Annotated in this window: 15 protein-coding genes; 9 read left to right on the top strand and 6 right to left on the bottom strand. The window is 56.6% G+C overall.

Annotation, left to right across the window (positions count from 1 at the left end; genetic code table 11):
* The first annotated feature begins 3 nt into the window (after positions 1-3).
* Together pdxR and KJF94_RS13150 are read left to right on the top strand one after the other, a co-directional pair.
* Positions 4-1,476, top strand: coding sequence for a MocR-like pyridoxine biosynthesis transcription factor PdxR (pdxR, locus tag KJF94_RS13155; RefSeq protein WP_214384032.1), 1,473 nt, complete (start codon positions 4-6; stop codon positions 1,474-1,476).
* Between the two features lie 198 nt (positions 1,477-1,674).
* A complete protein-coding gene (locus KJF94_RS13150; protein WP_214384030.1) occupies positions 1,675-4,476 on the top strand; it encodes an amino acid adenylation domain-containing protein in 2,802 nt (933 codons plus the stop codon).
* A gap of 69 nt (positions 4,477-4,545) precedes the next feature.
* Here KJF94_RS13150 and KJF94_RS13145 read toward each other — a convergent pair whose 3' ends face one another.
* Positions 4,546-6,432 carry an LTA synthase family protein gene (locus KJF94_RS13145; RefSeq protein ID WP_214384028.1) on the bottom strand — a complete coding sequence of 629 codons (1,887 nt, stop codon included), beginning with the start codon at positions 6,430-6,432 and terminating at the stop codon, positions 4,546-4,548.
* Between the two features lie 379 nt (positions 6,433-6,811).
* Between KJF94_RS13145 and KJF94_RS13140 the strand changes: the two genes are divergently transcribed.
* Together KJF94_RS13140 and KJF94_RS13135 are read left to right on the top strand one after the other, a co-directional pair.
* The gene (locus KJF94_RS13140; RefSeq protein ID WP_214384026.1) at positions 6,812-7,480 is read left to right on the top strand and encodes an ATPase; all 669 of its coding nucleotides are present in this window, start codon (positions 6,812-6,814) and stop codon (positions 7,478-7,480) included.
* A 79-nt stretch (positions 7,481-7,559) separates the two neighbouring features.
* Positions 7,560-8,345 carry a DeoR/GlpR family DNA-binding transcription regulator gene (locus KJF94_RS13135; protein WP_214384024.1) on the top strand — a complete coding sequence of 262 codons (786 nt, stop codon included), beginning with the start codon at positions 7,560-7,562 and terminating at the stop codon, positions 8,343-8,345.
* A gap of 30 nt (positions 8,346-8,375) precedes the next feature.
* Here the strand turns inward: KJF94_RS13135 and KJF94_RS13130 are convergent, their stop codons facing one another.
* Positions 8,376-9,275 (bottom strand): bestrophin family protein, encoded by a 900-nt coding sequence (locus KJF94_RS13130; protein WP_214384022.1) that lies wholly within the window; start codon positions 9,273-9,275, stop codon positions 8,376-8,378.
* Positions 9,276-9,475: 200 nt separating this feature from the next.
* Positions 9,476-10,327, bottom strand: coding sequence for a CAP domain-containing protein (locus KJF94_RS13125; protein ID WP_214384020.1), 852 nt, complete (start codon positions 10,325-10,327; stop codon positions 9,476-9,478).
* A 200-nt stretch (positions 10,328-10,527) separates the two neighbouring features.
* Here KJF94_RS13125 and KJF94_RS13120 point away from each other — a divergent pair, with 200 nt between their 5' ends.
* From KJF94_RS13120 to KJF94_RS13100, 5 genes are all read left to right on the top strand, one after another.
* The gene (locus KJF94_RS13120) at positions 10,528-11,148 is read left to right on the top strand and encodes a cell wall hydrolase (protein WP_214384018.1); all 621 of its coding nucleotides are present in this window, start codon (positions 10,528-10,530) and stop codon (positions 11,146-11,148) included.
* 110 nt (positions 11,149-11,258) lie between these two features.
* A complete protein-coding gene (locus KJF94_RS13115) occupies positions 11,259-12,194 on the top strand; it encodes a Ppx/GppA phosphatase family protein (RefSeq protein ID WP_214384016.1) in 936 nt (311 codons plus the stop codon).
* Between the two features lie 130 nt (positions 12,195-12,324).
* Complete coding sequence (locus KJF94_RS13110) at positions 12,325-12,720, top strand: GFA family protein (protein WP_214384014.1); 396 nt, start codon at positions 12,325-12,327, stop codon at positions 12,718-12,720.
* Between the two features lie 137 nt (positions 12,721-12,857).
* Positions 12,858-13,790, top strand: a complete 933-nt coding sequence (locus KJF94_RS13105; protein ID WP_214384012.1) for a GlxA family transcriptional regulator — start codon at positions 12,858-12,860, stop codon at positions 13,788-13,790.
* Between the two features lie 194 nt (positions 13,791-13,984).
* Positions 13,985-14,953: a nitrilase-related carbon-nitrogen hydrolase gene (locus KJF94_RS13100; RefSeq protein ID WP_214384010.1), complete on the top strand. Its 969-nt coding sequence runs from the start codon at positions 13,985-13,987 to the stop codon at positions 14,951-14,953.
* A gap of 184 nt (positions 14,954-15,137) precedes the next feature.
* Here KJF94_RS13100 and KJF94_RS13095 read toward each other — a convergent pair whose 3' ends face one another.
* Genes KJF94_RS13095 through KJF94_RS13085 form a run of 3 tightly spaced genes read right to left on the bottom strand, consistent with a single transcriptional unit; the run spans position 15,138 to position 16,665 of the window.
* Positions 15,138-15,836 (bottom strand): dienelactone hydrolase family protein, encoded by a 699-nt coding sequence (locus tag KJF94_RS13095; protein ID WP_214384008.1) that lies wholly within the window; start codon positions 15,834-15,836, stop codon positions 15,138-15,140.
* A gap of 55 nt (positions 15,837-15,891) precedes the next feature.
* Positions 15,892-16,407: an HvfX family Cu-binding RiPP maturation protein gene (locus KJF94_RS13090; RefSeq protein WP_214384006.1), complete on the bottom strand. Its 516-nt coding sequence runs from the start codon at positions 16,405-16,407 to the stop codon at positions 15,892-15,894.
* A 54-nt stretch (positions 16,408-16,461) separates the two neighbouring features.
* On the bottom strand, positions 16,462-16,665 hold the full coding sequence (locus KJF94_RS13085) for an HvfA family oxazolone/thioamide-modified RiPP metallophore (protein WP_214384004.1): 204 nt from the start codon (positions 16,663-16,665) through the stop codon (positions 16,462-16,464).
* Positions 16,666-16,826 lie beyond the last annotated feature (161 nt).

The following is a 16,826-nucleotide window of genomic DNA, read 5'->3' as shown; positions in this document are numbered from 1 at the left end:
CCCATGGGCCAGTTGCCTACCAAACCGGAAGCAAACACACGCGGCGCAGAACGCCGTATCTACACCAGGCTGCGCACGCAAATAGAAGACGGCACGCTCGCAGCAGGCACCCGGCTTGTGTCCACGCGAGCGCTGGCGGCCGAACTCGGCGTATCACGAACCACTGTGACGGCGGCCTACGAGCAACTGGCCGCCGAGGGCTTTGTCGTGACATCGGCAGGAAAGGCCGCCAGGGTAGGCGCCGTGAGGAATGCCCCGTCCGGGTCGGCCAAAACGGACTCGGCGCCACGCGAGCATTTGCCGCCTGCGCTTTCCCTGTACGGACAGCGTGTGGCCGCTGTGAAGCCTTACAGTATGGCGACTCCGCATGCCCGTATCGACTTCAGATATGGCTCGGTCGCCTCGAGGGATTTTCCGGCGCTGGGGTGGCAGCGCGCCTACCGTGCCGAACTGGTCAAGCGTCAGCCCAACCATTATTACGGCCAACCCGAAGGGGAAGAGCGCTTGCGCAGCGCGCTGCAAGGCTATCTGCGACGCGCACGGGGTTTGACCTGCGATGCGGACCAGATCCTCGTGGTGCATGGCTCGCAGCAGGGGCTCGACCTGTGCGCACGTCTTTTGCTGAACCCGGGAGACGCATTCGTCTTCGAGGAGCCGGGCTACCGCATGGCGAGGTATTGCTTTGAGGCCACGGGTGCGACGGCGTTGCCAACCCCTGTCGATGCCTCCGGGCTGGATACCCGTGATTTACCCGAAGACGACTGCGTGCGGTTGGCCTATGTGACGCCGTCGCACCAGTTTCCGATGGGGGCGGTGATTCCCGTTGCACGGCGCCTGGAACTGCTGAGGTGGGCGAGTCGGCAGCGCGCGTGGATCATCGAGGACGATTACGGCGGCGAGTTCCGTTATGGCCAGCGCCCCATCGACGCGCTGCAATCCATGGATACGGACGGGCGTGTCATTTATGTCGGCACGTTCTCCAAAGCACTGTCACCGCAGCTCAGGCTGGGTTATCTGGTGCTTCCGCGCGAGTTGGTCAGCGTTTTCCGCGAAGCCAAGCGGCTGACGGACCGGCACTCACCACGCTGGGAGCAAAACGTGCTGGCCTCGCTGATCGAAAGTGGTACGTATGAGCGCCACGTTCGCCGCCTGCGCCGGGAGAACGAGCGACGGCGAAGAGCGCTGCTGGACGCGGTTGAACAGCATTTGGCGGGGCAAGGGCAGTTGGTCGGCATGGCCGCGGGGCTGCATGGCGTGCTGCTGTTGCCGGGACTTCGTGCTCAGGATGAGCCCTCATTGCAGGCCGCCGCGCTCGAGCGCGGGGTCGGTGTTTATCCGCTGTCGCCGCTGTTTGCCGGCCCCGTGGCGTCTGCGTCCGAGCGACCCGCAGGGCTCATTCTGGGCTATGCGGGCCTGACGACGCAGGAGATTCATGAAGGCATTCGGATTCTTGCGCGGGTGATCGCCGAACATTGATGACACCGGGCAGGGCATCGCTGCCCTTCGAAATTATCGGCGCCAACGACCACTCTGAACTAACGTTCATGCAGTCGTCCTGAACTGGAACTACGCTGCATGTTTTTACTCGGCCGCCGATAAATTCCGCGCCATCTCATTGAGGATTTTCGGGGGTACGACGTAAACCTCGTCTAGATCATGCGGAGCATACGGATAATGCACGATCTTCGCCCAGACCCAACGCTCAGTCTGAAGTACTGTGCCGAACGCCCGATATTCATGGACTTCCTGCAGCAGGCGAAGCGTTCGCCTGATGCAATCGCTGTCATCGCTCAAGACGCGACGTGCAGCTATCGACAACTTGAAGCGATAAGCCGGGGCATTGCGTCCTCCCTGATCAGAGAGGGCGCTAAACAATCCGACCGGGTTGTTATTGTTTCGAGTCGTTGTGCGGGGCTGGTCTATGCAATGCTCGGAGCATCACGTGCCGGATTGATGTTCACGGTGGCCGACGTCGCCTACCCGCCAGCGCGTATAGGGCAAATTATTCGGACGCTTGAGCCTTCTTTTGTACTGGTGTGCGGCGAGGCGACTGTCGAACTCGAGCTTGAGCGCCTTGCGTCAAATCCGCGGGTCGTCCAAATACCGGAACGTCCCGCCGATGCACTGCAGGCGTTCGCCTGTGATCAAACGAGCTTGCCTGAAGTCGACCCGGCCGTTCCGGCCTATATCACCTTCACCTCGGGCAGCACGGGTGAGCCGAAAGGGATTGTGACCCATCACGCGCCTCTGGTTCACTTCATTGAATGGCATACCCAGTGTCATTCCTTATCGCAAGACGATCGCTTTTCCTTGCTGTCCGGTCTGGGTCACGACCCGGTGTACCGTGATGTATTCACGCCGCTCTCCATTGGCGCGAAAGTTGTTGTTCCGGCCCAGTCAATCGTCATAGACCCTTTTGCTCTGGCTGCGTGGATACAAGAGAACGAAATATCCATTATTCATCTGACACCCCCGCTGGGGAAACTGATTGAAACGGGGGCCAAACCTCGCCGACTTGAATTAGGCGCCCTGCGATATCTGTTCTGGGGCGGAGAAGCATTAAGTCATACGCTGTACAAACAAATACGCGTCGTTGCTCCAAATGCCGTGAGCGTGAACTTCTACGGCACGACGGAAACGCCGCAGGCCATGGCGTACCATCCTGTCGATCCTGATGCCGATAATGTCAAAATTCCGCTGGGCAAGGGGATTGAAGGCGCACAACTACTGGTCGTGAATAAATCAAATCAGCTGGTCAGTGAAGGGGAGGCCGGAGAAATACTGATACGCAGCCCTTATTTGTCATTGGGTTACTGGAATGACACATCGCAAACCAGAGAAAAGTTTGTGGTGAACCCGTTTACGAATGCCGAGCACGATATTTGTTATAAAACCGGTGACCTTGGCACTTATCTTATCGATGGCAGTGTCAGCTTTCTGGGGCGGGGTGACAGTCAGGTCAAGATTCGCGGCCATCGAATCGAACTGACTGAAATCGAAGGCGCACTGTCACGGCACCCCCGAATCAAACAGTGCGTTGTGCTCGCCAACCATGCCACGTCGCTCGCCAGGCTGGTTGCCTACTGCGTTGCGACAACGCCGGTTTCATCGAGTGAATTGCGTGACCATGTCGGCAAGGAACTCCCCGACTATATGGTCCCGGCGTTGTTCGTCTTCCTGGATGCCATACCACTCACGCCGAACGGAAAGATTGACAGGCGCGCGTTGCCCTCGATTGATAAGGACGCGTCGATGAATTCGAGCCAGGACCTGTCACCGCTGGCGCTCCTGCTGGTGGCCGCATGGTCGGAAATACTCGAAGTCCCGCGTATTGATGCAAATTTGTCGTTCGTCGAGCTGGGTGGGGATTCGCTCTCGTTTGTACAAGCTTCCATGGCACTTGAAGCGCTCATTGGCCATCTCCCGGATCAGTGGGAAATGATACCGGTGCGCCAATTGTGTGAGCTGAGCCATAAAACCCGGTCTTCCCGGTTTTCACTTCGGGCAATGGAAGTTCCTGTTCTTCTGCGCGTCATGTCCATTTTGCTGATTGTTATCGGGCATCTTGATCTTTTTTCAAAGTTTCTGATTGCAGGCGAGACGAAGGTATTGTTTATCGTGTCCGGCATCAGCCTGGCAAGGTTTCAACTTCAAGCGATCAATGAGCGCGGTAACGCGCGTACACTTTTAAAGTCCATTGTCAGTATCGCGACACCCACAATCCTGTACGCCCTATTGGTCCAGATAGTCTTCGGCAGGGTTCATTGGCAAACGGTGCTGCTTGTTTCGAACTGGTTTCCAGAAAGCGTCGTAGGCACCTTTACCTATTGGTATGTTGAAGTTCTTCTGCAAATGATCCTGATCATTGGATTCGCCCTGTCGTTCGAGCGAGTCAGAACATTGATCATGTCAAACCCGTTTCAACATCTGGTCATTGCCGCCTGCGTATTGGCAGTGGCGGATATTCTGATTGATGCCTATGTGTTTGATGCTGAGGCACTCTATGAAAGAGTGCCGCAACACTATCTTGCGATCATGGTGCTCGGAATGGCCATTCATTACGCCAATTCAACCTTCCAGAAATGGGTTGTCAGTGCGGTGACCGTCATTGTGCTGGGCGGGCAGGATCTTCTGCTCGTCTATGGGCCGCACGAACTGGACATCAGGGGATATACCGATATCGCCGTGCCTGCCGTTCTCGCGGTGATCTGGATCAAATCGATTCCCGTGCCAGGCATGATCGCGCGCGGGCTTGCGTCGATAGCCTCGTCAACGCTGTATATCTATCTGACGCATTTCCAGTTTCAGTCCCTGGCCCGTCACATCGTTGATGTGCCGGCGCTCGCGGTCGTCGTTGCCATCGTCGGTGGCGTCGGGGTTGGTTATGCCTGGAACAAGGTCGTTCGAATTGTCTTGATGCGCTGGTACAGAGGAAGGAAGAAAACCAGTGTGGATACGGTAGAGCGAGTGGCGTGAATGCACCTGGAGTCCGCTATTCCATGAATGCAGGTGCCGATTAATTTGCAAAGCAACGATTATTGAACGTCACTCGGTTTGTTCAGGTTGTTTTGCAAAAACAGCTTTTTGGTACAAGTTGTAAGAAAGTAATCTGTTTTTAATGGTGTCGAATTCATTGCCAAGAATGGTTTGAGGTGTTTTTTCTTGCGGATCGTCTTCGATGTTGTATTTTGTAATAGCGTCTTGACTGTATTCGTATATGTATTTGTGGGGGTACTCAACGAGTGCTGATGACAACTCGTCAAAAAAAGTAGACATGAAAAACACTCGATTCCCTTGCTCCCTCAACAAACTAACGCCTTGTATATTGAGGGGCGAATCAGTCACTCCGAAAAAATCAGCAATTGTTGGGGCGATGTCAGTCTGGTGGCTTGTCGTTGACGTGTTCTTGGGTAATATCTTGCCATTCGCCCAGAATATTAACGGCACAGTCACCTCCTCTTCGTGCATGGAGGAGTTGTGAATAAATAGCCCATGCTCCCCAAAAGATTCTCCATGATCGCCAACAAGCACAAATAACGTTGAATCCAAGATGCCTGACTTGTCGAAGGTATCCAACATTTCACCTATCAGGGTGTCCGTTTTCATTATGCATTCTTCGTATTTTGCTAGCGTTGTTTGTGGGGTTGAATTAGTAGTGCAACTGTATGGGTAATGTGCTGCGAATGGAAAATACAGCGCAATGAACCCTTTGCCTTTGTTGGTAATGTCTTTCAGGTGCGAAACACTTGACGAGAACAGATGTTCATCGCTTTCTCCAAAACTATTATTGTTTTGGGGGTGATTTTTATCTGAGGCAATATCAGAAACTGCATACGAGTTCGACACGCCCACAGATTTTAAAAAACCATCCATGTTTTCAAATTGTAAAAATAACGAACTGAATGCAATCGCTTCCATGTTTCTTTTCTTTATTAATTCATGAATTATGCTGGGTTGATATAGGGGCATCGCCTCTTTGATTTCGATATCCGGGTATGCATGCAACCCGGTCAGTATTGAGTAATAGCCTTTGGATGAATGAGGGACTGACACATACGATTTAGAAAGCATTCCTTCCCGGGAAAGTTTTTCAAATACCGGGTATTTTTCACCGGTGTTTACACCGGCACCAAAAATACTGTTCCATCGAACCGATTCCAGAACAATAAATACCAGGTTCTTAAAGTCTGGAGTGGGCAGGGAGTCAAGCTTTTGAATGTCGTTGATTGCTGATAAGGGGTAAGTGGGTTGTTCGAATTCCAGTATGGCTTTAGCTTGAGTTGGATTTAAAGAGCTGATGCTTTTAAAAGTAGCAATCAAAGGGTTTGTGAAAATATTTACATTCAAGTCGTAGCGAGCGTCTTTCGTAAAAATTGACCCTAAAAATAGGGTTGATAAGAATAATATAAGCAATGCGCTGTGTTTGCTTTTCGCTTCTTTGTTTGTTATTTGGTGCGTGTGTATTTTATAGGTGGTCAATCCAACGAGAAGCCAGGTTGTCAGGTAAGCAAGGAAGAGGATAAATACAATGAATCGAAAAGTTAATCCAAAGCCAGAGGATTGATTGAGAAATATTTCTATTCCTGAAGTTAAATTACTTGCGTGTTGCAAGCTATAACTTATTATTTGGAAATCTAAAGGTTTGAGCCATAATTCTCTAACCCTCATATCCAATAGAAGGCATAGCAAAATAAACCCTGAGGAAATGCTCAGCAAGTAAAAATAGAATTTATTCTTGCTTATTAGGGTTGTTGTTATCAGGTATATAATTGTTGAAAGAATCAAGTCTTGTAATATGAACAAAAAAATACTGGCTATCCCAGTGTCAATCCATCTACTAGAAAAAAACTCTATCAAAATAATCTTCGGTGCAAGAAACAGAGAAACAGCGAGAAGAACAGTTATGTTTAGTAAATAGGCTCTTATCCTCATATCGTTCAGTCCTTGAATTCATAGAACAAGTGAAACATTTGAAACAAGGGAGCAGGGAGCCAGCCACCGGAAGAGCCCTCATTACATCAACTTAAGCACCCAGTCTCTGTTTGGGCAAGTAAACCCGGGATTTGAGTGAGCAGTGGCATCAGGGCTCGCATCGATTTTTACGAAGGGCTTGAAGCCGTCGATGGATTTCGTCGGTCGACGGGCCGGCGTAGAGATAGACTTTTTCGACTTCCGCGTCGTGACGCATCATGAGGGGCACTAGCAACCATTCGTTTAATCAATAGCCACCATCAATAAACGCAAGTTCTGTTTTTCCGGCAACGGAGGAGGATAGCCACATACCGAATTCGCCTCCGAAGGAACCTGCGCGATGAGAATTTCTACCTTGCTGGCCCTTGTCGCTGTATTGACCGGCAGCGCTGCCGCCACCGTACCGGCTTACGCCGCTGAACAGACCTGCCACTTCTTGCCGGTCGCCGACAGCGCAGCCAGCCTGAAGCCTGCCCAATCGGTGGGCGTGCTCTACAGCGAAAACACCGTCAGCACCCTCGAATACCTTGAGCAATACCACTCGGTTGCGCTGAACGGCGCGAAGAACCCGGCGCTGGATTCGCGCATCAGCAGTGCCTTCGTCAACAGCTCCGATCCGAAACGGGCAATCAACTGGCTGATGGGTTCGTTGCAAAAACAATTTGCCTCGGTGACCGTCTACGACAACCTCGACGCACTGGTGCAAGCGCACCCGGACGTGGTTGTGATGCTGGACACTTACAGCCGGCTGGTGTCGAAGCGCAACAACCAGGTCGAAGCGCGGTTCATGGCGAAATTCTATGACTCGAACCTGCAATACATCGGCAAGGCCGAAGGCGCCCGCGCACAACAAATGCCTTCGGTGTGGGTGCATGGCAAGGCCGCGCCAGAAATCGCCGCGCAGATCGACCAGCAAACCGAGCTGCAAGTGAACGCGTTGAAACAGTTCGACGCCTCGCTGAAAACGCTGGTGACTTCGGGCACTGTGGCTCAAGTCGCGAGCAACTGACGGTGCCCATCGCCGCGCCGATTGTGTTTACGCCTGGGTTTGGCTAATCTCGCACAAACCCGCACATTCAGGCGAAAACATGCACGATCACTCGGCGGCCCAGCTTCCTCAACTGCGCCGGCAAAAAATCCTCCTGATCCTCGAACGCGACGGCAAGGTCATGGCCTCCGAGTTGAGTCAACATTTCGCAGTCTCCGAAGATACTATCCGCCGCGATCTGTCGGAGCTGGCCACGGCCGGTCTGGTGCAGCGCGTACACGGCGGGGCGCTGCCTCGGCCCAAAGACACGGGCAAGGATTACTTCACCCGGGTCAGCGAAACCGATGAGGTGAAAACCCGCTTGGCGCAGCTCGCCGCAGGCCGGGTGGAGAATGGCCAGATCGTGATGTTCGATTCCGGCACCACCACGCTGCAGATCGCGCGCTCGTTGCCGCCGGACATTTCCATCACCGCGATCACGACCTCGCCGATGACTGCGATTACCCTCGCCGAATACAAAGGCATCAAAGTGATTCTGGCCGGCGGGCAACTCAACCTGGCGACGATGTCGGTCAGCGGTCACGAGACGGTGCGCTTGCTGCAGGGCATCAAGGCCGACGTGCTGTTCACCGGGGTCTGCGCGATACACCCGGAAGTCGGCATCAGCTCGCTGCATTTCGACGAGGTGCCGGTAAAACAGGCGTTGATTGACAGTGCTTCGCAAGTGATCGCCGTCACTACAGCGGACAAACTGGGCGCAGTGGAGCCGTTCGTGGTCGCGCCGTGCACCCGCATTCATACGCTGATCACTGAGCGTCATGTGGCGTCGGGCGATGTCGGGGATTATCGAAAACTGGGGATCGAGGTGGTTCAGGCGCAGGGCTGAACTTGCCAGGGGTTCCTCGGCGATTGGCCGTCAGCTCAACACATAGTCTACGGGCTCAAGGGCCGGGGGAAGTTGTGTCGCACCCAGCGCCGCGAGGACTTCGCGCTCGATGTTGCGCACCATCGCATGGGTTGGCAGGTCGTTTTCGTCGCGACCGAACGGATCCTCCAGCTCATCGCCAATCGCATCCAGCCCGAAGAACGTATAGCTGACGATGGCGGTGAAAACCGGTGTCAGCCAACCCAGCGATTCGGCCATGGCGAAGGGCAGCAAGATGCAAAAGAGGTAGGTGGTTCTGTGCAGCAACAGGGTGTAGGCGAAGGGCAGTGGCGTCTGTTTGATTCGTTCGCAGACCGCCTGCGACCGGTTCAGGTTCGTCAGGTGGTTGGCCATGACCGTATAGCGCCACTCACTGATCGCCCCGGACTCGCCGAGTGCTGAACATTGCTGGCCGACATGGTTCAAAATACGCCCGCTGATGTCAGGCACGTTGCCCTCCGGCATCGGCTCAAGCCAGTCGCAGGCAGCCTCCAGTTCACTTTTTGCGTGCAGTTTTGCGTTCAGCGAATGGGCGAATCCGCAGAGGTTGTGCAGGATTTTCTGCCGCTCGCTCGCGTCCTTGATGATCTGGGTTTCGCGAATCATCGAGCGGATCGCGACCATCATTTCCCCCCAGGCTTTGCGTGCTTCGTACCAGCGGTCATAGCAGGCGTTGTTGCGAAAACTCATGAAAATCGACAGCGACAGACCGAGCAGGGTGAAGGGCGTCGCGTTCACCTTGGCAAAGTAGTTGGGTTGCAGGGTTTCAACGAGCACGATGACGGCGGCCAGCAGCGTCACCATCAGACAGCGCAACGCAATCTTCTTGGCGATCGAGCCCTTGAGCGACGTGAGGATGTTGATCAGATTGGGCTTGGGTCGGACGATCATTGTGTTTTGCCTGCACAGGCGCCTGCGTAGAAGCGGGGCGCTGTTCACGGTTTGAAGGCGCGCAGGCTAAAAGCAACCCGGCGGGGTGTCCAATCACTATGTATGACCAAGTGATCGATAGAGTCTATGACGGGGTTTGCCAATAGCCAATCCGGACGCCCTCAGCAGAGTCCGGGTAGCTTCGCGAGTGTCCGCGCGTTTTACGGCGTACCAAACATCGCCGTCCAGTAAATCCCCGAATCACTCTTCGGGTCCACCGCATACGCCGCGCCCAACTCCTGGTACTGAGGGTTCATCAGGTTGGCGCAGTGACCGGGGCTGGCGACCCAGCCATCGACCACCTTGCGCACAGTGTCTTGCCCGGCAGCGATGTTCTCGCCGATCAGCTGACCGCTGTAACCCGCCAGTTCTGCGCGGTCACCCGGCGTGCGGCCATCGCGGTCCTTGTGGTCGAAATAGTTGTTGTTGGCCATCGACCGCGAATGGGTCTCGGCCGCCGTCGCCAATATGGCGTTCCAGGTCAGCGGCGTGGCGGCGGCGAAGGATTGCGTGCCGCACTGGCGCGGCCGACCGCGTGCGACATTCAGTTCGGCCAGCAATTTCTGGCCTTCGGCCTGCCAGTCGCCTAGCCGTGCGCTCAACAATGGACGGGCCAGCACAATGCGCCATTCACGGTCCTGGCGGCTCACACCCACGTCGACGAATTGCGGGTCCAGCACGATCTGGCAAAAGCTCTCCTGGATCGCTTTCATCGCCGACGCCGCATCACGTGGCCCGGACAGGCTGATCGCCTGCACATTCTTCATCGGATAATTCGCGGCGACCATGGCCTGTTGCAGATTGACGACGCTGGTGGCGGACAACGCCAGCCGCGGATCACCCGCCAGCGGCGGCAGTTCCGCCGATACCTCACCCCCGCAACGCTGCACCTGGCTGCGGTAATCGTTGATCGAATCGATCAGTTGTTTCTCGTCAGCCGCCAGCGCCTTCGCGGCGAACAGCAAGCCCAATGACAACGTGGCAAGACGCAAAACGGATGACAGGACACGCATGGAAATCTCCCTTGATCTGACTGCGCCCATGATGCGCGATGACACCCCCGTGAGCGCAATGCCTTTTCGCGCCGAAATACAGGTTGTTGGCCGTCTGTCGGAATGAAATCTGGCAACTACAATCAAGCCATGGCGCCCGAAAGACGTGCTGTGCGTCGACATTTTGTTGCTTGAATCCAGTCCACTCAGAAGGGTCGATCATGCGATTAATCTGGATAGCAATCTGCTGTGCAATCACGCTACTCGGCGGCCAGGCATTGGCGACTGAACAGGAACAAAAAAAGGAAGTGGCCGAAGACAAGGCCGAAGTGCTGGAACAGAAAGCGGCGGAGAAGGGTGCCGATCTGCCGGTGCCCAAGTCCGAAGCGATTACCACCTCCGAAGTGCAGGCCGTCGATCCGGCCGGTGCATCACCGCTGGACGATGCAATCACCTGCCTGGCGCGCTCGATCTACTGGGAAGCCAAAGGCAAATCGACCGCCGACATGGAAGCCGTCGCCAGCGTGGTCATGAATCGCCTGGGTCATGAGGGTTTTCCGGACACGGTGTGCGCGGTGGTCAAACAGGGTTCTGAAACGAAGAACTGCCAGTTTTCCTGGTGGTGTGACGGGCGTTCCGATCAGGTCCAGGAAGAAACCCAATACGCGATCGCCAAGGAGATCGCGCGCAAGGCGCTCAACAAGCAGCTCAACGATCGAACCAACGGCGCCATGTATTTTCACGACCGCAATGTGAAACCCGATTGGGCCCGGAAGTACATCAAGACCACCGAGACCAGCATGTTTCTCTTTTATAAGCCCAAAGGGGGGGACGCTCGATAGAGGGTTGTCATCGGGGTGTCATCGAACCCATGTAAAAATTCCTGCAAACCGTCTTGAGCGTTCAGCGGACCTGTGTTGGCTGACAGATGAATTTTGCAAGGAATACCCCAATGAAAGGAGACGCCTCCCTGTTTGCGGCCATTGACCTGGGCTCCAACGCGTTTCGCATGATGATCGGCCAGTCGGTCAAACGAAACCAGCAACTGGTGATCCAGGAAGTGAAGACCCTGCGTGAGCCGGTTCGACTGGCGGAGGGGTTTCAGGGCGGCGCGCTGGACGAAATGGCGCTGGATCGCGGATGGCAGGCACTCGCGCGATTTGGCAAAAAACTGCGCGGCTTCGAGCCCGGTCGTGTGCGGGCGGTGGCCACCAGTGCGGTGCGCGAAGCTGACAATGCCCAGCTGTTTCTGGCCAGCGCGGAACGGCACCTGGGATTCCGCATTGACGTGATTTCCGGGCATGAAGAAGCCCGATTGGTGTACGCGGGCGTGGCCCATACGGTTCCCGGCACCGAGCGCAAGCGACTGGTCATCGACATCGGCGGCGGCTCCACGGAATTGATTCTGGGGCAGGGCGCTCAACCGCTGTTGACCGAGAGCATCGCCATCGGCAGCGGCACCTTTGGCGCGCGCTACTTTCAAGGCGGCCGCATCACCGCTCCGGCGCTGCTGGAGGCCGAGCGTGTCGCCACACTGCAGTTCGAACGCGTGGCGCGCCGTTATCGCACGCTGGGCTGGCAGCAAGTCATCGGCTCTTCAGGAACCGCACGCATGCTGGCCAAAGTCCTCAAGGCCAACGGTTTGAACGACGATGGCCAGAGCGGTATCACCTACAGCGGCCTGCTGCGCCTGTCGTTGCGCCTGCTGGAAGTGGGGCACGTCAAACAACTCAGGCTGGCCGGTCTGCAAAACCATCGCCTGAGCATCCTGCCGGGCGGACTGGTACTGATGCTGGCGGCGTTCAAGGTCTTCGGCGTTTCGCACATGACACCGTCCGAGCCCGGCTTGCGGTTCGGCGTGCTGCACGGGTTGATGACCAGGCACTAGCGACCGCCCACTCGACTTTGGCCGAAACCTACCACTGATTGTCTCGTGAGCCAGTGCGCTTCACTTCCAGCCAGCCGCACACTCCTTGCCAAGCTCAGGACCCCCTCCTGTGCACTCAGGGAGAAACCCGATGCCCCACAAAGGAAGCTGCCTCTGCGGTCAGATCACCTATGAGATCCACGGTGAACTGACCGATATCCTTAACTGCCACTGCTCTATGTGCCGCAAACTCCACGCCTCGGCTTTCCGCACCCGTGCCAAGGTGCTGACGAAGGATTGGGTGACGTTGAGCGGGGCAGAGCTGCTGACGTTTTACGAGTCGTCGCCCGGTGAGAGAAAAGGCTTTTGCTCGGTCTGTGGATCGAGTCTCTACACGAAGTTCGATGCCAATCCGCAGGTATTGGGGTTTCCGCTGGGTACGCTGGACAGCAACCCCGGCGCGGCGGCAACGCGTCATGTGTTTGTCGCGAGCAAGGCGCCGTGGTTCGAGATCACGGATGGGTTGCCACAGCTCGCCGAGTATTGATCTCACTGGCGTTTCGTCGGCTCGTGGAGGTGTCGCGAGGTATTTTCAGACCGGGTGGAGGTGACTGGCGTACAGTGCAAGCTCGAATGACCGGAAACCTGTCATACCACCTTTAAGGTCAATGGAGGCTGCCACCCGTGCACCACATCGGTCTCATCGTTTACCCCGGTTTTCAGGTGCTGGGCCTGGCCATGTGTGCGGCGTTCGAAATGGCCAATGGCGCCGTCGACGAACCGGTGTACAGCCTCACTTTGTTATCGGAGCACGGTGGAACGGTGCAGACCTCCGCCGGTTTCGGCGTGGAGACCGCGGCGTTCGACCATCGCACATTCGACACGCTGCTGGTGATGGGTGACAACCTGATCCGGCCCATCTCGCCCGGCATGGTGGAATTTTTGCGCCGTGCCAGTCGGACCACCCGACGCCTGGGTTCCATTTGCACTGGCGCCATCGCGCTGGCTGAAGCCGGTCTGCTCGATGGCCGACGGGCGACCACGCACTGGTGTCATGCGCCGGCATTGCAGCGGGCGTACCCGAAAGTGAGGGTGGAAGAAGACCGGATCTTCATCAACGACGGTAACGTCTGGACTGCGGCGGGCATGAGTGCGTGCGTCGATCTCGCGCTGGCGCTGGTTGAAAAGGATCTGGGCGCCGAAGTGGCGCGGCGTGTGGCCCGGCAATTGGTGGTTTACCACCGACGCGCGGGCGGGCAGTCGCAATTTTCGGTGATGCTCGAACTCGAGCCCAAGACTGACCGCATCCAGTCCGCGCTGATCTACGCCAAGCAGAACCTGAAGTCCGAGCTGTCGGTCGAGGCGCTGGCCAGCGCAGCCAACCTCAGCCCGCGACAGTTCAGCCGCGTCTTCCATGCCGAAACGGGTCAATCACCGGCCAAGGCCATCGAGAACCTGCGAGTGGAGGCCGCGCGTCTGATGATGGAAACCGGCCGGCATGCCATCGATGTGGTGGCGACAGAGACCGGGTTTGGTGATCGGGAACGTATGCGTAGAGCGTTCATTCGCGCGTTCGGCCAACCGCCGCAAGTCATCCAGCGCGCCAATCGGAGTTGATGCCGGAGAATCTATGGTCGAGCGCTTTACTGTGGCGAGGGAGCTTGCTCCCGCTCGACTGCGTAGCAGTCGCAAATCCAAGTGATTTACAGAAACGGTTTGTCCTAAAAGGTTGCGTATTCGACATTCAAGACAAAATATTATTGCCGTAATCTGGTCCTCGTTGAAACCCATTCCCCAACGAGATCACCGCCATGACCATCGTCAAAGCCGCCGCCGTCCAGATCGCTCCTGTGCTCTACAGCCGTGAAGGGACTGTAGAAAAGGTCGTCAACAAGATCCGTGAACTCGGTGAGAAGGGCGTGCAGTTCGCCGTTTTCCCGGAAACCATCGTGCCGTACTACCCGTATTTCTCCTTTGTGCAGGCTCCGTTCAAAATGGGCGCCGAGCACTACAAACTGCTGGACCAGGCCGTCGTCGTCCCTTCCGCGACCACCGATGCAATCGGCAAAGCCGCGAAAGAAGCCAATATGGTGGTGTCCATCGGCGTCAACGAACGCGATGGCAGCACCCTCTACAACACTCAGTTGCTGTTCGATGCGGACGGCACCCTGATTCAGGCACGACGCAAGATTTCGCCGACCTATCACGAACGCATGATCTGGGGCATGGGCGACGGTTCCGGTCTGCGCGCTACCGACAGCGCCGTCGGCCGCATCGGCCAGTTGGCCTGCTGGGAACATTACAACCCGCTGGCGCGTTATGCCTTGATCGAAGACGGCGAGCAGATTCATGCCTCGATGTACCCGGGTTCATTTGCCGGCCCGCTGTTCACCCGCCAGATGGAAGTCAGCATTCGCATGCACGCGCTGGAATCGGCGTGCTTCGTGGTGAACTCGACGGCCTGGTTGTACCCGGAACAGCAGGCGCAGATCATGGCCGATACCGGTTGCGAGATCGGCCCGATCTCCGGCGGCTGCTACACCGCGATCATCGATCCGCAAGGAGAGGTTGTTGGCGCACTGACCGAAGGTGAAGGCGAGGTGATCGCGGATATCGACTTGTTCCAGATCGAAATTCGCAAGCGCCAGATGGATGGCCGCGGTCACTACAGCCGTCCGGAAATCCTCAGCCTTAACATCGACCGCACGCCCCATCGTCATGTGCATGAACGCAATGCTCAACCGACGCTGGCCGGCACTGCTCAAGCTGAAGAGGTGTGATCACTCCTTGCTGGCGATGGCGATTTAAAGGTCGCCTTCGCTGGCAAGCCATGCTCCTACGGAGCGGGGGATGGATAGGGATTGGGGACTGACGCTAATCCTGTAGGAGCACGGCTTGCCGGCGAAGGCATCTTTGAAATCGCCTTCGCCGGCAAGCCATGCTCCTACGAAAAGTGGTCAGGTCTTACAGTTCCATACCCAAAAAGATCAACGTATTGCCATGGGCCTCGGCTGCGGCGCGCTGGTTGTAGCTGTCGCGATGCGAGCAGTTGAAGCCATGCTCGGCTTCCGGGTATACGACGATTTCCACGTTATCGTTGTTGTCGAAGCGCTCGGCGATTTTCTCGACGGCTTCTAGCGGAATGTGGCTGTCCTGCTCACCGAAATGCATCAGCAGCGGCACTTCGATTTCATCGGCACGGTCCAGTTGGTTCTGGATGCCGCCGCCGTAGTAGGCGATGGCCACGTCCACCAGCCCGTTGGCGGCGGTGTGGTACGAGAGCAGGCCGCCAAAGCAGTAGCCGATGGACGCGATCCCGCCGTCCAGGCCCGGTTGGGCTTTCAGGGCGTCGATGGCCAGTTCGATGTCCTTCTGCGCCTTGCCGACGTCGGTGGCGTTCATCAACTCGACCGCGCGCTTCCAGCCGGCTTCGTCGTAGGTCAGTTCGATACGGTGGCCGCTGCGCCAGAACAGGTCCGGCGCGATCACCAGGTAGCCGTCGGCGGCGTATTGCTCGGCGACGGAACGGATGTGTTCGTTGACGCCGAAGATCTCCTGGATCAGTACGATACCCGGGCCTTTCTGGGTATGCGGAATGGCCAGGTAAGCGCCGAATTTACCTTCGGCGCTGTCGATCTCGATCCATTGGGTGGTCACGCTCATGGTGGCTCCTGTCTACGCAAGTGAGGTGGGAGGTGCAGCTTGCCACATTAACATTTCAGCGATTGTTGCGACGCCAGAAGAATCGAGCCAGCAACGTATCGAGGCTGAGCTTGCCGGCACCCGAGAGCAACAGCGGCATCAGGGCGGCGAGGTAGATCAGCGGCAGCTTGAAGTTGCCGTGCCCTTTGTTGGTGATGGCATAACCCTGGGCAAGCTCACTCAATGTAGACCAATCGGCCGGCCAGTGAACGGCAGCGGTCGCAACGACAGTCACCACGATCAACGCGATGGCGGAAATCCGCGTGCCCAGTCCGACCAGTATGGCGAGGGCAAAAATCAGTTCGGCCCACATCGACAGCTCCCAGTTCAGTGTGGCCGGCACGTGGTCGAAGGGAAACGGAAAGCGGTCCTGGATGTCGGCGAACCAGTTTTCGCCATTCCACTTTTCAAGGCCGGATTCGAAAAACTCCCAAGCGATGAACACCCTTAAGGTCAGGGGGGCGAGCCAGCTTCCGGCACGATCAAGGTTCAGGTGCAGGCCTTTCACGGCCGACGAGATTGCAGCGTTCATGGACGTGGTCTCCGTTCAGTCAGGGATGCGGGGCCCGACGGCCCTGCGCAGGGGTTACTCGCTGGCGCCGCACTTGCCTTCGCCGCATTTGCCTTCAGCCGGTTTTTCAGCGGTGTCCGCCTGGGCCTGGCTGTAGCCGTGGGCCAGTTGTTTCATGCTGAACGCTTCGGACTCGGAAGCGGACGCGACGTTGGACAGGGCCAGGCCGCCAGCAATGATCAGGCCGAGGGTCAGGGAAGAAGTCGAGAGCTTGAACATGGTGATACTCCGTAGCATTGAGTGAGTTGAGCGCTTTGATCGGCTGAGCCAATCGACAGGCACATTTCATCAATCGGGTGTATCTGCGATGTGTCGTGGGTGCGGGGTTTTATGGGCGGGGTGTGTCAAGGGCGGCTCTGTATACACACTGATACACAGAT

It is taken from the genome of Pseudomonas hormoni (assembly GCF_018502625.1).
GTDB classification, from domain to species: Bacteria; Pseudomonadota; Gammaproteobacteria; order Pseudomonadales; family Pseudomonadaceae; genus Aquipseudomonas; species Aquipseudomonas hormoni.
The sequence above is the reverse complement of the archived record's forward strand: the minus strand, read 5'-3'. Positions and strand labels throughout refer to the sequence as shown.

Excerpts from the sequence above, each read along its gene's own strand:
- pdxR (WP_214384032.1), top strand. The coding sequence starts at position 4 with ATGGGCCAGTTGCCTACCAAACCGGAAGCAAACACACGCGGCGCAGAA.
- KJF94_RS13150 (WP_214384030.1), top strand. The coding sequence starts at position 1,675 with ATGCACGATCTTCGCCCAGACCCAACGCTCAGTCTGAAGTACTGTGCC.
- KJF94_RS13145 (WP_214384028.1), bottom strand. The coding sequence starts at position 6,432 with ATGAGGATAAGAGCCTATTTACTAAACATAACTGTTCTTCTCGCTGTT.
- KJF94_RS13140 (WP_214384026.1), top strand. The coding sequence starts at position 6,812 with ATGAGAATTTCTACCTTGCTGGCCCTTGTCGCTGTATTGACCGGCAGC.
- KJF94_RS13135 (WP_214384024.1), top strand. The coding sequence starts at position 7,560 with ATGCACGATCACTCGGCGGCCCAGCTTCCTCAACTGCGCCGGCAAAAA.
- KJF94_RS13130 (WP_214384022.1), bottom strand. The coding sequence starts at position 9,275 with ATGATCGTCCGACCCAAGCCCAATCTGATCAACATCCTCACGTCGCTC.
- KJF94_RS13125 (WP_214384020.1), bottom strand. The coding sequence starts at position 10,327 with ATGCGTGTCCTGTCATCCGTTTTGCGTCTTGCCACGTTGTCATTGGGC.
- KJF94_RS13120 (WP_214384018.1), top strand. The coding sequence starts at position 10,528 with ATGCGATTAATCTGGATAGCAATCTGCTGTGCAATCACGCTACTCGGC.
- KJF94_RS13115 (WP_214384016.1), top strand. The coding sequence starts at position 11,259 with ATGAAAGGAGACGCCTCCCTGTTTGCGGCCATTGACCTGGGCTCCAAC.
- KJF94_RS13110 (WP_214384014.1), top strand. The coding sequence starts at position 12,325 with ATGCCCCACAAAGGAAGCTGCCTCTGCGGTCAGATCACCTATGAGATC.
- KJF94_RS13100 (WP_214384010.1), top strand. The coding sequence starts at position 13,985 with ATGACCATCGTCAAAGCCGCCGCCGTCCAGATCGCTCCTGTGCTCTAC.
- KJF94_RS13095 (WP_214384008.1), bottom strand. The coding sequence starts at position 15,836 with ATGAGCGTGACCACCCAATGGATCGAGATCGACAGCGCCGAAGGTAAA.
- KJF94_RS13090 (WP_214384006.1), bottom strand. The coding sequence starts at position 16,407 with ATGAACGCTGCAATCTCGTCGGCCGTGAAAGGCCTGCACCTGAACCTT.
- KJF94_RS13085 (WP_214384004.1), bottom strand. The coding sequence starts at position 16,665 with ATGTTCAAGCTCTCGACTTCTTCCCTGACCCTCGGCCTGATCATTGCT.